Source organism: Anaerobacillus alkalidiazotrophicus (assembly GCF_001866055.1).
Genome location: NZ_MLQS01000001.1, coordinates 1328952 through 1345326, shown reverse-complemented (window position 1 = coordinate 1345326; position 16375 = coordinate 1328952). Strand labels below are relative to the sequence as shown.

Genomic DNA, 16375 nt, shown 5'->3' with positions numbered 1-16375 from the left:
GATTTAGTACATAAATACTCTACTTAATCGATCCAGAAGCAATCCCTTTAATAATTTGCTTTTGTAAAAATAAGAAGAAAATGATGATTGGTGTAATCCCTAATACTAATGCAGCTAGTCCCATATCCCACTGTTTTGTGTATTGAGCAAAAAACGAGCTAGTGGCCAGTGGTATGGTTCGTAAAGATGCATCTTGTAAGACAAGAAGCGGTAATAAGTAATCATTCCAAATCCATAATGTATTTAAAATAATGACTGTTATCGTAATCGGTTTTAATAGTGGGAAAACTATTCTCCAAAACACTCCAAATTGTGTACACCCATCGATAGTAGCAGCTTCTTCTATTTCAACTGGTACCGTTTTAATAAAGCCATGGTAGAGAAAGAGTGAAAGCGGTACACCAAAGCCAAAATACATCATGATGATTCCAGGGATGCTGTTCATAATCCCTAACATTCCGCCTAGTTTAATTAACGGGATCATAACCGTTTGGAATGGTATAACCATTGCTGAAACAAACCAGATAAAAAGAACTTTACTCAAAATTCCTGGTGTTCTTACCATTTTCCATGCTGCCATTGACGAAATAACGACAATTCCAATAATACTAAAAACAGTGATAACGAAAGAATTTATAAACGCTGTTGGAAAATTTAGAATGTCCCACACTTTCGCATAGTTTGAAAATAAAATTTTACTTGGTAACGCTGCAGCATCTACTAGAATTTCTGAGAAGCTTTTTACTGAGTTTACGATAACGAAATAAAAAGGAACCATGAATATCAACGCTAATAAAATCGCAAAAATTTCCAATGTAAAAGTCTTTTTTGTATATTTGGGATTCATTATGCTTCAACCTCCTTTTTCTTCGTATACATAACTTGTATCGTTGTAACAATTGCTACGATTAGGAAGAATAAAATTGATTTAGCTGTCCCTAATCCGTAATTATTGTTTGTAAATGCTTCTTGATAAATATTAATTGCAACCGATTGTGTCGAGTTAAATGGTCCTCCACCCGTAAGTGACAAGTTAAGGTCAAAGATTTTAAACGCCATTGAAATCGTTAAGAAAAAACAGATTGTAAACGCCGGTAGAATTAACGGAATAATCACTTTTGTAAGAGTAGTAAAAGCATTTGCTCCGTCAATTTTAGCTGCTTCTATTAATGAGTAATCAACACCTTGTAGTGCTGCAATATAGATAATCATCATATACCCACTGATTTGCCACGCAAATACAATGACTAGACCCCAAAAAGCTGTATCAGCATCACCTAACCAAGCTTGTTGAAAGAATGCAATGTTCGTTAAATCACCTACTGCCGCAAATCCTCTAACAAAAATGAACTGCCAAATAAAACCTAGTAGTAGTCCACCAATGACGTTTGGAAGAAAAAATACTGTACGTAATATATTTTTCGTTTTCAAAGCAGCATTTAATATTAACGCTAAAGTAAACCCAATCAAATTACTAATTGCAACTGCTGTGAACATAAATTTGGTTGTAAACATGAAGGAGTTAAAGAACCTCTCATCACTTGTAAAAATTCGCTTATAATTGTCAAAACCTACCCATTCAACGACTGAACTAACTCCGTTCCAAGATGTAAAAGAATAGTAAACTCCCATAATAAATGGAATAATTTGAATAACAATAAAGAATAAAAGAGCCGGTCCAACAAAAGCAGCATAGCTTACTATTTTTTTCAACTTAACTCTACTTTTAGATGTCGTCTCAGTTTTTGTATTCGTTTTCAAATTTACTTCCAACATTTTTTCCACGTTACTTTCACCACCTACAATATTTTGATTACGCTTTCATTATATAAATAACTAGGATGTGAGAATAGTAACAGGATTGACTATAAAGGTGCACTTTTTTGACCTCTTACAGATCAATAATGTACACCTTTATCTATCACTCAAAAACATTCAAAATTTAAGAGGAGAATAGCCTTTCTCCTAATCTCCTCTTAAAAATGTCCAATCCACACGGCCACTTCGATCATTTGTCCATTTTCGGTGTCAGACATCGTATTTGGCTTCGATATTCGTTCGGTGTCATACCTTCTAATTTTTTAAATACTTTAATAAAATATTTATCGTTTTGATAGCCGACAGCCTCTGCAATATCATATATTTTCAAATAAGGATTTTCTAATAACCCTTTTGCTCTTTCAATGCGAATTTTTGTGAGGTAATCTGTAATCGTCTCGTGATATTCTTGTTTAAACTTTCTTGAAATATATTCTCTACTTAAATAAAACCGATCAGCGATATCTTGAAGTTTGATGTCTTTTTCATAGTTTGCTCTAATATACTCTTCTATCATTTCAACACTGGATTTTTCTTTTTTAAATTGAACATTAAACACAGTTTCTATCAAATCATAAAATTCTTTTCTCTTCTCTTCTTTAAATTTAGAGAGCGAAAAAAATCCAAAATCATCCCAATAATCGAATCCCTGATATAAATTTTTCTGTCGTTGAATCTCATATTCTTTTAACCAGTGATCCTTTAAGAGTTCAAACTGATTTTCCCAAATTTGTATTTGCTCTAATGAAAAATAGTTATCTTTTACAAACATTTGATGAATTTTCTCTAAAATACCATCTATTTGCTCGGTACTACCGCTTTGTATCGCCCATTTTATTTCCTCAGAGTAATCAAAGAGATGAATAATCGACTTTGTTATTGGTTTTTTTTCCAATACAACTTTAATGCCCCTACCATTTTCCAATAAATTGTAATTTAGAAGAGAGTGAACTGACGAATCATAAGCCTCATTACATTTAATAGATGATTGCCCTATAACGATTGGAGACTGGACCGCTGTACATTGATAAATCATTGTAGATATTTGTTCTAATGCTACTTTTATTCCGTTATTTTTCCATAGAATTAGGACAAGTTCTTCTTCCTTATTCATGTTGCGAAAGGCAATTCCCATTTTCCGCTCACTCAACACTTCATTGCAAATATTTAATAAAGAAAAGAAAGCTAAATTGACATCATCTCGATATTTCTTTTGAATGATCATTTTCATTGGAATTAAAGCGATTGTGAGTGGAGATGATGATACATTAACCTGATATACTTTTTCAATTTGTTCAATAGCTCGAGTCGATAAGTTAGGCTTATCCAGTATTCCAGATAGAAGGTAATCCCAAAATAATGGCTTTACTTCATTAATCACCTTATTATTCTCAATATTTGATAATCTGTCTTGATTTTGTTCCTTCCATTCATGTACAGCTTTAGCTAACGTTTCATTTAAAATATCCTCTTGAATAGGTTTTAAAATATAATCAAAGCTCCCACATGCGATAGCATTTCTCATATAATGAAAATCATCATAACCGCTAACTACAATAGTCTTACAATTCAACTTTGAAGTATGAAGCCATTTTAATAGATCGATTCCATCTCGTTTAGGCATGTTCATATCAGTAAAAATAATTTCAGGCTTATGCTTTGAAATGATCTCTATTGCTTCTTCTACATCTGAGGCTTCAAAAATTGTTTTAATTCCTTGATTTTCCCAATCAGCTAATAACATCAAACCTTCACGAACATGTTTTTCATCATCAACGATGATTGCCTTCATCTCTGCTACCTCCTATTTCAAGTGGGAGCTTCATTGTTACAAGGAAGCCGCCTTCGTCTAAATTTTGAAGTTCAAACGTAGCTTTGTTTGAATAATAAAGTTTCAAACGTACGTACACATTTTTAAGTCCAATATTTGTATCTTCGCGCCCACGGTTGTGCTCTGCATTTAAATGATGAACAATGTCACAAAGGCGTTCCTCTGATACTCCTGTTCCATTATCACGAATTTTTATTAGCAAAGTAGATTCTTTACGTTTACACTCGATTGTCAACTTCCCTACGCCATCGTTCGCATGAAATCCATGTTTAAAATAGTTTTCAATGATCGGCTGTAAAGTCATTTTTGGTACCTTTACATCTAAGACATCTTCTTCAACGTCTAGTATATATTCAAAATCATCACTAAATCTTTGCCTTTGTAACAATAAATAGGCTTTAATATAATTAACCTCTTTTACTAGAGAAACAACTCCCTCATCTGTATTCATGCCATATCTCATAATCTGAGAAAGGTCAGTTAACGCCGAGTAGACTTCTTTATTCTTACTTTTTAATGCCATTGTTCCAATTGATTGTAGTGTATTATATAAAAAATGCGGATTTATTTGTGACTGCAATACTTTTAATTGATTAGTTTTGTTTTCTAATTCTAGCTTATACTCACGATCTATAAGCTTATTAATCCGCTCCATCATGATTTTAAATCTTTCACCAAGCACACCTATTTCATCACTTCCTAATGATTGGAATTTTGCCTGCATATTTCCCTTTTCGACTTGGCGAATGTTTTTCACTAGGATTCTTATTGGTGAAGTAATTTTATATGAAACAAATAATGTCGCTAAAACAGCAATGAAAATACCAATTACCCCAAATACAATATTGATCATCGCCACACCATAGGCACTTTCGTGCAAAGTATGATATGGAAGTCGTTTTACTAACATCCAACCACCTAAATGTGGCGAAATCGTCTCATAAACGATGACTCCATGAAAATTTTCATCATTCCATATTATAGAACCACTTAACTCAGAAGCCTCAAGTAACTTTTGCCCCCAAGGCTCAAAAGCATTTTCTGTTTTCACACCATATTGAGAGCTGTAAACAACATTTCCCTCAGGAGTGAAAATATAAAATTCCTCTTTTCCCTCATCATACAAGTGCTTGCTTAACTGTCCTACCTTACGAGGGACAACTTCTAATGAAATAAAACCGAGCACCTCACTAGATGGAACATTAACAATTGACCGATGTAAAGTAAAAGAGGTTAAACCTTTTTCTTTGGATTGAGGGTTAGATTTTATATAAAGATTATATGGGCTTACCTTAGCAACTAAGTTGTTCTCCTGATTAGGGTCAATCACATTTTCGAAGTAGGCAACGGAAGAACGTCTAGAAGCTGTAACCAAGCTTGTACTTTCTATACCTGATAATGAAACTCGTTGTATATCGTCATCTGCATATAATATTGTAAGTAACATGTTGCTTATTACGCGTTGAGCTAAATAATCATAAGGAAAAGGACTAATTTTTAAATGTTTCATGAAATCTACGTTTCTATAAATCGATAATGTATGGTTATTTAGCTCACTTAGATAACCTTCGATATTTACTTTTCCTTGATAAAGAAGATTGAGGTTTGTTTGAATAGCTTGGTCATTTAACGATTCCTTTGTATAAATATAGGTTACAAAGATGGCGCTACCAAATGGGACAATGGTTACTAACAATAATAGGACGATCAATTTATTTCTTATGCTTGTCTTAACCACTGAAATGCCCCCTACTTTTATTAGGTAAAGTACGAAAGCATATCTTCACGTAGATATGCTTTCAGTAGTATATTTAAGATTAAATGCTTGTTAAGCTCGTTTTATCTAAAATTTGTTTTGGCTAACCAAGCGCCACCAATGACACCTGCGTCGTTACCGATTGTTGCAATTGTTATTTCTACACCATCTAACACTCTAGGGAATGCAAAGCGAGCAAACTGTTCTTTCACGGGTACTAGTATTGTATCTCCCGCTTTAGAAACACCACCACCAATAACAATCTTTTCTGGATTTAAACCATTAGATAAATTTGCTAACGCTAACCCTAAATGAAGGGTTACTTGATCAATCACGTTTTTAGCAAGCTCGTCCTTTTCTTTTGCTGCATCTAGTACTTGTTTTGCTGTTAAGTTCTTTTGCTCATTGTATAACTCTCTTAATTGACTAGGTGTATCCGTAGAAGAAATCGCTTCTACTGCTAATCGAGCAATACCTGTTGCAGATGCGATGGTTTCAAGACAGCCTTTTTTCCCACAATTACATGGTGCTCCACCTTCTATCACTGATGTTACATGGCCAATTTCACCACCAGCCCCATTAATTCCGTGTACGATCTTCCCGCTTGAGATAATACCGCCACCAACACCTGTACCTAATGTAACAAAAATTAAATCGTTCGCTCCTTCTCCAGCACCTTTCCACATTTCACCTAGTGCTGCTAAATTCGCATCATTGTCAACAACGACAGGTAAGCCAAGTTCTTGCTCAAGAAGCGCTTTTAGAGGGAAGTTTTTCCACCCCAAATTTACAGCTACTTCGATTGATCCATCATGAAAGTTAACTGGACCAGGTGCACCGATCCCAATGCCAATTAGTTTCTCTTTCTGTTGATCTAGTTCGATTAATTTTGTTTGAATAGCTTTCGCAATATCAGTAGGAATTTGTTGTCCATTATTGCTTTTATCTGTGTCAATTTCCCATTTTGTCATGATTTCACCAGCTTCACTAATAAACGCTAGTTTAATCGTCGTTCCACCAATATCAACACCAACCAACCATTTCTCTGCCATTTCCAAATCAGTCCTTTTCCTAAATTTCTATTATTTAAAATTGTAAAAACACTGAAAAGAAAGAATCTATAATCTTTTTAAATTTGATTATAGGATCCTTTCTTCTAGTATAAATAAATTTCTTTCACTAATAAATCTAAAATATTAAATACGTACCTCTATTGAACGATCTTCCTCAGCTGACTGGAAGATGACTTCGATCAATTCTAGTACTCTACGAACCTGATGCGGCTTGACAATCAAGTCCTCTTTTCCTTCCATTACACCCACTAAATTTTGGTAAAGTTCTGTCCAATCAGTTTCTACTTCTGGTAGTGGGAAGTCTTCCTTTGTTTCTGGTGGTCGAGGTGCCATCATACGTGTTGGACCTGCAGATGTCATGACAACTACTTCAGCGACTGGCGTATCCGTATAACGTGGTTTCATATAGCCACCCTTTTCACAATCAAAATCATCAATTTGTAATGTACCTTCATTTCCGATAACATACCAGCGAGGTAGCTTATAGAAAGCATACGTTCCTACTTCTACATGTAGTAACGGACCGTTTTCCAATGTAAGTGTTACTTTAAAATAATCGTCTACTTTTTGATCAAGTACAGTCATTAGTTTCGCATAAACATTTGTTACTTTAATATCAGGGTACATACCTAATAATTGGTCAAAGAGGTGAACGCCCCAATCCAAAATCATGCCGCCACCATATTCAGGAAAACTGCGCCAACCGAAGAACGCTCCACCTGTTCCAAATACACGACTTTCGATGGACAAAACTTCACCGATTTTTCCTTCTTCGACAACTTTACGCATCACATTGTAATCTTTATCCCAACGACGGTTTTGGTGAACCGTTAAAATCTGACCCGTTTTCTCACTTTCAGCCACCATATCATCCCAGTCAGTCACTGACATCGTTGCGGGTTTTTCAACCATGACATGCATACCTGCGTGCATTGATTTGATCGTTAATTCTTTATGAACGTCATTTGGTGTAGCAATGACGACAAAATTCATTCCATCATGTTTTAAAAACTCATCTAAATTATCATAAGCTTCAATACCATTGTCTTTCGCCATTTCTAAGCGTTTTGGATCAACATCATAAGCGGCAACTACTTCAACTCCAGCTCGTGGTGCATATTCACCGTGCCAATAGCCCATGCCGCCATAACCGATAATACCAAGTTTCATTCCCATTTTATCCACTCCCCTTACGTAAGTTTTACACCCACCAAGCATCCGTAGGTTTTTCTGCAATGATGACTGATTTTAAATTTGTTACTGCTCGTTGGAAGCCTTCTTCAATCGACATAAGTGGATCTTCATGTTCAATACTGACAACATAGTCATATCCATAAGTGCGTAATGCACTGATCATATCTGACCACTCTTGGATACTATGACCACACCCTACTGAACGGAACGTCCATGCTCTTGTTTGTACTTCCCCATAAGGCTGCATATCCGTTAATCCGTACATATTGACATTCTCTTGGTCAATGTACGTATCTTTTGCGTGAAAATGGTGAATGGCATTTTCTTTACCAAGAATTTTAATAGCTGCTACTGGATCAATTCCTTGCCACCAAAGATGACTTGGATCAAGGTTAGCACCAATGGCATCACATGTTGCTTCTCTTAATTTTAAAAGCGTGTATGGCGTATGCACTAAAAATCCGCCATGAAGTTCTAAACCTATCTTCACGTTATGGTCTTGTGCGAACTGTCCAACTTCTTTCCAATAAGGAATCAATTTCTCTTCCCACTGCCACTTCAACACATCGCCAAATTCATTTGGCCATGGTGTTACTGGCCAGTTTGGATATTTTGCTTCTTCATGATCACCAGCTGTTCCAGAGAAACAATTAACAACCGGAACATTCATTAAACTAGCAAGTTTAATCGTTTTCAATAATGTTTCATGTGACTCTTCTGCAAATGACTTTTCCGGTGAAATCGGGTTACCATGACAGCTAAATGCGCTAATTTGGATACCACGAGATTCTATTTTTTGTAAATAATCTTTACGTAACTCTTCACTTTCTAATAGCTCATCAAGATTACAATGAGCATTTCCTGGATAACATCCTGTACCGATTTCTACCGCTTGAACGCCTGCTTTTTGAACGATATCTAACATTTCTTCAAAATTATTTTGAGAAAATAATACTGTAAACACACCTAGTTTCATAGTAAATAAGCCTCCTAATTATTCGGGTTATTTTTTCAATCGCCATTCGATAGTGAGAATTTTAACTCACACTATCGATGGCTCCTTCTACTTATTTGTTAGATCTTAACGATTTTCTTCGTTTCTTGTGACTCAAGTGCCGCTAATACGACTTGTAGAGAATTCAATCCTTCTACACCTGATACTGGTGATTCTTCATTATTAATGATCGAGTTTACAAAGCGATCAATAACTTCTGTAGACGTTTGGCCACCAGCCTCATTCGTTTGCATTTTTCCTAATTCATACTTGGCAACTTCGCCATTTTGGTATTGAATAATTAGAGAATCTACTGGGTTGTCAAGTAGACGCATAATTCCTTTTTCACCATAAATAACCGTTGAGTTATCTTCTTGTGAAACATACGACCAGCTAGCTGCTAACGTACCGATAATGCCACTTTCTGATTTCAGTACACAAACCGCTGTATCATCAACATCAGCATTTTCCTTCGCGCTTGTTTCAACAAAGGCACCAACTTCAACAAATTCCTCACCTAAGATGAAGCGTAATAAATCTGTTTTGTGAACCCCAAGGTCACCCATAGCTCCAATAAAAGCTTCTTCTTTTTTGAAGAACCAGCTATCTGCTCCATCTGCACTCCATCCTTCTGGCCCACCATGACCAAAAGCCGTACGGAAGCTATAAATTTTTCCTAACTCACCTTTTTCAATCAATTGTCTTGCTTTTTGATGAGCAGGGACAAAGCGTTGATTATGAGCAATCATTAGTTTTTTACCTGAAGCTTCTGCAGCTTGAATCATTTCTTCTGCGTCTTCTTTTGACGTTGCCATTGGCTTTTCACATAAAACATGTTTTCCAGCATTTAATGCAGCGATTGAAATCGGTGCGTGCAAGTAGTTTGGTGTACAAACACTTACTGCATCAATATCTTCGTTTGCTAGTAAATCTTCATAATTTGTATAAGCTTTTGCCTCGTATAACTCTGCAAACTCAGTTACACGTTCTTTTACAATGTCACACACAGCAACAATTTCTACTTGTTCATTTTGTGCATACTCCACAAGGTGACGATGTTTTGCGATACTTCCACAACCAATAACTCCGATTTTTAATGTACTCATCTATACCCACTCCTAATTTTTAATTTTTTGGTTTTTACATTTAATTTCTTCTAATGGTTTTGCATTCCCATATACGGGTTTTGGTAGTTTCGTAGGTTTCGCCCATTCAACACCATTTTTGATCACCTGCTGAATGTCTTTGTGATAATAAGTTGGATACGTCTCGTGACCAGGACGGAAATAAAAGATTTTGCCTTTACCTCGTTTAAACGTACAACCACTTCTAAACACTTCCCCACCTTCAAACCAACTCAAGAAAATTACTTGATCTGGGGTTGGGATATCAAAGTGTTCCCCGTACATCTCTTCTTTTTCAAGCTCAATACATTCACCAATGCCTTCTGCAATCGGATGACTTGGATCTATTACCCATAACCTTTCTTTTTCGTCGGCTTCACGCCATTTAAGGTCACATGTAGTACCCATTAGCGTCTTGAAAATTTTTGAAAAGTGACCTGAATGAAGAACAATCAAACCCATTCCATCAAGAACACGTTGTTTTACTTTTTCAACAACCCCATCGTCTACTTCATCATGGGCAATATGGCCCCACCAAAGTAATACATCAGTTTCTTTTAATACGTCATCTGTAAGTCCATGAAACTCATCGTCTAAAGTTGCTGTTCTAACCTCAAAATCTTCCTTTAAAAAGCTAGCAATTGCACCATGAATTCCTTCTGGATATACCTCTCCTACAAGTGGATTTTTTTGTTCGTGACGATTTTCATTCCAAACTGTAACTTTGATCATGAGTGATCTCTCCTAACTTACTATTTTTATTTTTATTATTTATTTAAGAGATTTCAAATAGTTCAAACTAATTTCCAAACTTTCAAATGGATTACGTGAACAAGTATCCTGTTCAACAATCCACCATTGAACACCGGATTCTACGCCATTATTTAGGACTGCTTCAAGATCAACTCCACCACCATTTCCAAGTTCCGCAAAAAATTGTTCTTCATCTGTCGTCATATCTTTCAAGTGAATGAGTGGTGTTCTATTTTGATAACGGTTCATCCACTCTACTGGAATTTCACCTGATTTTGTGAGCCAATATATATCGAACTCAGCCTTCAGTGTGCAAGCGTTTGTATTTTCTAAAATAGTTTCTAGCCCAGTTCTCCCATCGGATAATAGATTTAGTTCAAAATCGTGATTATGATAACAAAGGGTAATACCCTCACGTCTACACATTTCACCGGCTTCGTTTAAAAATGATATAAGAGCTTGATAATCTTCCTCTTTTCTTCTTTCTGGCTTTAAGAATGGGACGACAACATAGTTACTACCTATTATTTTTTGTTCTTCAATGACTTTATCTAAATCAGCTTCTAAATCTTCTAGCGGAACGTGACTAGCTGCTGCCTGTAAGCCAAATTTTTCTAGCAAGACTTTTACTTCTTGGGCAGTTAAGCTACCAAAACCTGCAAACTCAACTCCATCGAAGCCTAACTCAGCAACTTTTTTCAATGTTCCTTCAAAATCATGCTCAACTTCTTCACGCAATGTGTACATTTGTACTGCTACTGGAATTTTTGCCATTTTACAGCCTCATTTCTACACTGATTAAAGCGCTATCATTCGATTGCTCTTAAATAACTTTTTTATCATCTCAATAAGAGACAATTACGTGGTAATATACAAATTAATAAATACACTTATTGTTTCTTATTTGACTCTATCATATTAGATATGGCTTAAAATAAAAATACATAATATAATTAAAACATATACTATTTTGCTATTTGTTTAAGAAAGTTGAATTTATTTTGCGTGCGTGAAATTCTTAATCTCAATAAATCAGGCATATCAAGCTATAGCTAGTAGTGAATGCTCCAAATCAACTAAATGTAGTATTCAGTTGTTACTAGACAGTATTATGTAATGATAAAAGGAAATTATTATTTAATTTAACAAGGAGGGAAGGAAGGCTTATGACTGTACAGATTGGATTTTGTAGTTATTCCCATCATACAAAGGGATATTCTTCTCAAGAAGATAAATTAGGATTATCAGGCTACCTTTTTAGACTTCAAACAGAAGGTGTTTGTGATATCGTTTTGAATAAAAAAAAGCTTACTTTCAGTAAAGGGGGACTACTATTAGCTAAACCTGGAGACTTGTATGAAATTCATATCGAAGGCAATCAAAACAGTGGTGACTATAATTTATTTTGTGAAGGATCTTGGATTGATGAATGGTGGAATCGTTCTGTTAAACCAACTTCCTCTCAAATCAATCTTGATGAAAAGGTACTTACATTGTGGCGACACCTCACGATTGAAGAACGGCGACCAATGTCTGAAAAAAATAAAGAGCTCTCCAGCTATTTGTTAAAAGCACTTTGTTTGTCTCTAGAACGCGCGATCAACGAAACAACTTCTACTGGCAGCCGTCCCTACCCAGTAACTCGGATGATGCGATACATTGAGGAACATGCGACAACCGTATTCAAGGTGGAGGATGTTGCACAATATGCTGGACTAAGTGTTTCTCGAGCTGTTCATTTATTTAAAAGCAGCACAGGAAAAACGATTGTTGAATACGCACAAGAAATTCGTTTATCGACTGCTGTTAATCAAATGAAATATACATCAATGACACTTGAGCACATTGCGGATAATTGTGGGTTCGGTACCTACGCTTATTTTCATCGAGTATTTAAAAAGAAGTACGGGGTCTCCCCTGGAGAGTATAGAAAGCAGGAATAAGTATTGCTTTAATAACCAAAAGCCAGTAACCTTATTTTTCGGTAACTGGCTTTTTTTGTTAGCTAGTTCTATGTAACAAAATTCAGCATATCTCTTGGCATAAACTAAATTGCTACATTTAACTTTTGAGCTGTTTCATTTAGCGATGCTATATTATCATTCAAAGCTTCTTGGCGTCTTACTTGCTCTTCAATACCATCGCTGATTGAGTCGTTCTTTAGTTTTATACTTGTCGCGCCTTCAACAAGCTCAGCAATCGAATGAACAGCTTCTTCCATAGATTGATTGATTTGCTCGATCGATTCATTAATCTCTTCATGTTCTTTCGTCGATTTTGTAACCCCTTCCGAAATCGATCGAAAACTAGAGGATGCTTCTTTTGTTTTTTGAGATGCTACGCTTGTTTCTTTCTTTAATTTTTCGTAACTTTCTACGACATTGTTTACTTCTGAGAAGATAGATGTCAAGCTTTGGTTCGTTTCTTCAGAAAACGTTTTGGTTTGTGCAGAAAGATTACGAATTTCATTAGCAACAATCGCAAAACTTTTTCCGTGAACCCCTGCTCTCGCGGCTTCGATTGAAGCATTTAAGGCTAGTAGATTTGTTTTGGTTTGTATATCATTAATGCCCTCAATAAATGATGAAATCGCGATTAATTTTTCTTTCATTGAATGAACCTTGTCAGCCGAATTTTCTGCTTCGTTTGAAAGATATTGCATCATAGAAGCCAAATCATCCATTAGTAATAAACCTCTATTCGCCTGGTTTTCATTTACTTTTACCTCTTGTGATAAATATTCAATTTTTGATTGAATTTCTTGGGTACTAGCCAATACTTGTTCTGTAACAGCAGAAATAGAGTTTGTTATATCGGTTTGTTTGTTAAGATCATTTGTGAAGTCTTCTATAGTACCTAGTATGTTTTTCATTCCATTAATTTGATCACTTGAAACTCGCCTCGTCCCTTTCACTACCGAAATAACGTCCTTACTAGCATCATGACTACGTATTTGGGAATCATGTAAAGACTGGCCCATGTCCGCTAATGCTCTATCAATGATTTGAAACTCGTCTTTTCTCAGTTTTTGTTGTTTAAAGGTTAAATCATGGTCTTGATAGGCATGTACTCTATTTAACACATACTTAACCCCACTTGTTACACTTCTTCCAATGAATAGGAACGCAATGATTGGAATGAAACATAATAAAATTAAAGAAGCACTTATAAAAATTGTTGATGACGTCATTGCTTGTTGTAATTCAGATGAAACCTGTTCTTTTACGTCTAGTAAATAATCTTGGATCCGCATGTTTGCTTGTTCAATTCTTTCTTCATTTCTAGGAACTTGTAAATTTACTGCATATCTAACATCAGCAGCTCTATCACCAACATAAACATTCGAAAAATAGGTCTCTGATAAGTCTTCTTGACTGATTAAAACTTCATCATAGACTCCTAAAAACGTTTTCAATACACGATTTTCTTCATCAACTGTTTGAATAATATCAGCTAAGGTATCTCTTGTTCTTAAAATAAGTGAATTCATATTTAAAATGGCTTGGCTTTCATAACCTTGATTGGCTAATCGTAACTGCGTCTTATTGATACTATTTACAGCTTCATATATTTTTGAATATTCATATTGGAAATCTGATGTTTCTTCTAGTAGTCTACTATGGTTCGTAACAGAAGTATAAGAATTAAATACTAAAATACCTAATATTGCACTTAACATTGTGAGTCCGAAGATTAATACATTAATTTTCGTTGATAACTTACTAAGTAAACGAATACCAGATGTTTTACTATTAAAACGGAAACTTTCTATGAGTAAAGCAATAATCTTATTCAATAAAATCACCTCTACTTATTTTTTACTCTGATTGTAATATGTATTTTGATTTTATGCGCAATCGTTTGAACTAATACTTAAACACTGTACCAATATAAATTTCCCCCCTAATACTAGAAATCTATTTACATCCTTCCCAACACTATACACACTTATTAAGCAAACGTTTTCATGATTTCCATTTTAAATTTGACTGAAAAGTTTGTCAATGTTAGATAACTAATCAATGAAAAACACTTACAATGATCTCGTAGGAATTGGGAAGAAAACTGAACTCGTTTCCTCTTACTAAAAACGAGTTCAGTTTACTTTAGGTAAGTTTATACACTAGTGTTTGATAAGGTTTTAGTTCAAATGTTTCAATTGTTATCGGTTCGTCTTCATAGTTACCAAGCACTAGTTGTTTTGATTGGTACTTGATCTGGTTTGGGAGCTCAAATTTAACTAATTCAGTCGAAAAGCTGCATACTATCAGCCATTTTTCGTTCCTCAGTTCTCTCGTATAGCAAAAAATCTCTTCAGAATCTTCATGAAGCAGTTCAAACTTTCCATATACAACAATTTCGTTCTCTTTTCGAAGTTGAATCAATTTTTTATAATAATGGAAAATTGAATTAGGATCTTGTAGGACTCTTTTTGCATTAACCTCTTTATAATTTGGGTTTACGCTAATCCAAGGTGTCCCTGTAGTAAATCCGGCATTTTCGGTATCATCCCACTGTACAGGGGTTCTAGCATTATCGCGCCCACGCTCGTAAATCGCTCGCATAACTTTGTTGGGATCTTTTCCAAGTTCATTCACCGCTTCATTGTACATATTTAACGTTTCTAAGTCGCGGTAATCGTCGATTGACTCAAATGCAACATTTGTCATTCCAATTTCTTCACCTTGATAAATGTACGGTGTTCCCTTCATCATATGAAGACATGTGGCAAGCATTTTGGCGGACTTTTCATAATACTCTTTGTCATGACCAAACCGCGATACAACACGTGGCTGGTCATGATTGTTCCAATATAAGCTGTTCCAGCCGTCATCCGCTAAGCCATATTGCCATTTGGTTAAAATCCCTTTAAGCTCTGTTAGTTTCCAAGGCTGTGAAGTCCACTTTCCACCTGGCCCGTTTCCAACATCGACATGTTCAAATTGAAACACCATGTTTAATTCATTACGGTCTTCTCCGGTATAAAGCTTTCCTTGTTCTACATCTACACCTGGCATTTCTCCAACCGTCAACACATCGTATTTAGAAAGTACTTCTTTATTCATTTCTTGTAAAAATTCATGAATCCCTGGCCCGTTCATGAAGTGTTTCGATCCATCACCATACTTGTTTTCACCATGAACCTCACCATCAGGATAGCGACTATCTTTTGAAATAAAGTTAATGACATCCATCCGAAATCCATCGATCCCTTTTTCAAGCCACCATGTCATCATCTTATATACTGCTTTACGCAATGTTTCGTTTTCCCAGTTTAAATCTGGTTGCTTTTTACTAAATATGTGTAAGTAATACTCATTCGTCGTTTCATCATATTGCCATGATGAGCCACCAAAGACTGATCCCCAATTTGTCGGGGGATCACCATTTTTTCCTGGCTTCCAAATATAATAATCACGGAACGGATTATCCTTTGATTTTCGCGACTCGACAAACCATGCATGTTCATCAGACGAATGATTAACAACAAGATCCATGACAATTTTAATGCCGCGATCATGTGCGCCTTGAAGTAACTCATCAAAATCCGCCATTGTACCAAACTCATCCATAATATTTTGATAATCACTAATATCATAGCCGTTATCATCGTTTGGCGATTTGTAAACTGGTGAAAGCCAGATCACATCAATACCTAGTTCTTTTAAATAATCGAGCTTTGTTATAATTCCTTGTAAATCTCCGATGCCATCACCATTACTGTCCATGAAACTTCTTGGATAAATTTGATAAACAACACTTTCTTTCCACCATGCTTTTTCCACTTTTACACACCTCTATTCATTGTTAAACGCACTATTTGGAGGATGT

General features: G+C 35.5%; 13 protein-coding genes. 1 reads left to right on the top strand and 12 read right to left on the bottom strand.

Features of this window, described 5'->3' with window-relative positions; translation table 11 throughout:
- Positions 1-19: 19 nt before the first annotated feature.
- The 10 genes from BKP45_RS06510 to BKP45_RS06465 all read right to left on the bottom strand — a co-directional run bounded on the left by BKP45_RS06510 (position 20) and on the right by BKP45_RS06465 (position 11317).
- Positions 20-847: a carbohydrate ABC transporter permease gene (locus tag BKP45_RS06510; RefSeq protein WP_071388847.1), complete on the bottom strand. Its 828-nt coding sequence runs from the start codon at positions 845-847 to the stop codon at positions 20-22.
- Complete coding sequence (locus BKP45_RS06505; protein ID WP_139193768.1) at positions 847-1776, bottom strand: carbohydrate ABC transporter permease; 930 nt, start codon at positions 1774-1776, stop codon at positions 847-849. Before BKP45_RS06505 ends, BKP45_RS06510 begins: the two co-directional genes overlap by 1 nt.
- A gap of 232 nt (positions 1777-2008) precedes the next feature.
- On the bottom strand, positions 2009-3610 hold the full coding sequence (locus tag BKP45_RS06500; protein ID WP_071388845.1) for a response regulator transcription factor: 1602 nt from the start codon (positions 3608-3610) through the stop codon (positions 2009-2011).
- The gene (locus BKP45_RS06495) at positions 3591-5387 is read right to left on the bottom strand and encodes a cache domain-containing sensor histidine kinase (protein ID WP_071388844.1); all 1797 of its coding nucleotides are present in this window, start codon (positions 5385-5387) and stop codon (positions 3591-3593) included. Before BKP45_RS06495 ends, BKP45_RS06500 begins: the two co-directional genes overlap by 20 nt.
- Before the next feature lie 101 nt (positions 5388-5488).
- Positions 5489-6457 (bottom strand): ROK family glucokinase, encoded by a 969-nt coding sequence (locus tag BKP45_RS06490; RefSeq protein ID WP_071389065.1) that lies wholly within the window; start codon positions 6455-6457, stop codon positions 5489-5491.
- A 144-nt stretch (positions 6458-6601) separates the two neighbouring features.
- On the bottom strand, positions 6602-7654 hold the full coding sequence (locus tag BKP45_RS06485) for a Gfo/Idh/MocA family protein (RefSeq protein WP_071388843.1): 1053 nt from the start codon (positions 7652-7654) through the stop codon (positions 6602-6604).
- A 25-nt stretch (positions 7655-7679) separates the two neighbouring features.
- Positions 7680-8648: a sugar phosphate isomerase/epimerase family protein gene (locus BKP45_RS06480; protein ID WP_071388842.1), complete on the bottom strand. Its 969-nt coding sequence runs from the start codon at positions 8646-8648 to the stop codon at positions 7680-7682.
- Between the two features lie 98 nt (positions 8649-8746).
- Complete coding sequence (locus BKP45_RS06475) at positions 8747-9772, bottom strand: Gfo/Idh/MocA family protein (protein ID WP_071388841.1); 1026 nt, start codon at positions 9770-9772, stop codon at positions 8747-8749.
- A 12-nt stretch (positions 9773-9784) separates the two neighbouring features.
- On the bottom strand, positions 9785-10522 hold the full coding sequence (locus BKP45_RS06470; RefSeq protein ID WP_071388840.1) for a ThuA domain-containing protein: 738 nt from the start codon (positions 10520-10522) through the stop codon (positions 9785-9787).
- A 39-nt stretch (positions 10523-10561) separates the two neighbouring features.
- Positions 10562-11317, bottom strand: coding sequence for a sugar phosphate isomerase/epimerase family protein (locus BKP45_RS06465; protein WP_071388839.1), 756 nt, complete (start codon positions 11315-11317; stop codon positions 10562-10564).
- Positions 11318-11709: 392 nt separating this feature from the next.
- Here BKP45_RS06465 and BKP45_RS06460 point away from each other — a divergent pair, with 392 nt between their 5' ends.
- Positions 11710-12486, top strand: coding sequence for an AraC family transcriptional regulator (locus BKP45_RS06460; protein WP_071388838.1), 777 nt, complete (start codon positions 11710-11712; stop codon positions 12484-12486).
- A 104-nt stretch (positions 12487-12590) separates the two neighbouring features.
- Here the strand turns inward: BKP45_RS06460 and BKP45_RS06455 are convergent, their stop codons facing one another.
- Positions 12591-14339 (bottom strand): methyl-accepting chemotaxis protein, encoded by a 1749-nt coding sequence (locus tag BKP45_RS06455; RefSeq protein ID WP_071388837.1) that lies wholly within the window; start codon positions 14337-14339, stop codon positions 12591-12593.
- A gap of 310 nt (positions 14340-14649) precedes the next feature.
- Positions 14650-16329 (bottom strand): glycoside hydrolase family 13 protein, encoded by a 1680-nt coding sequence (locus BKP45_RS06450; protein WP_071388836.1) that lies wholly within the window; start codon positions 16327-16329, stop codon positions 14650-14652.
- Between the last annotated feature and the right edge of the window lie 46 nt (positions 16330-16375).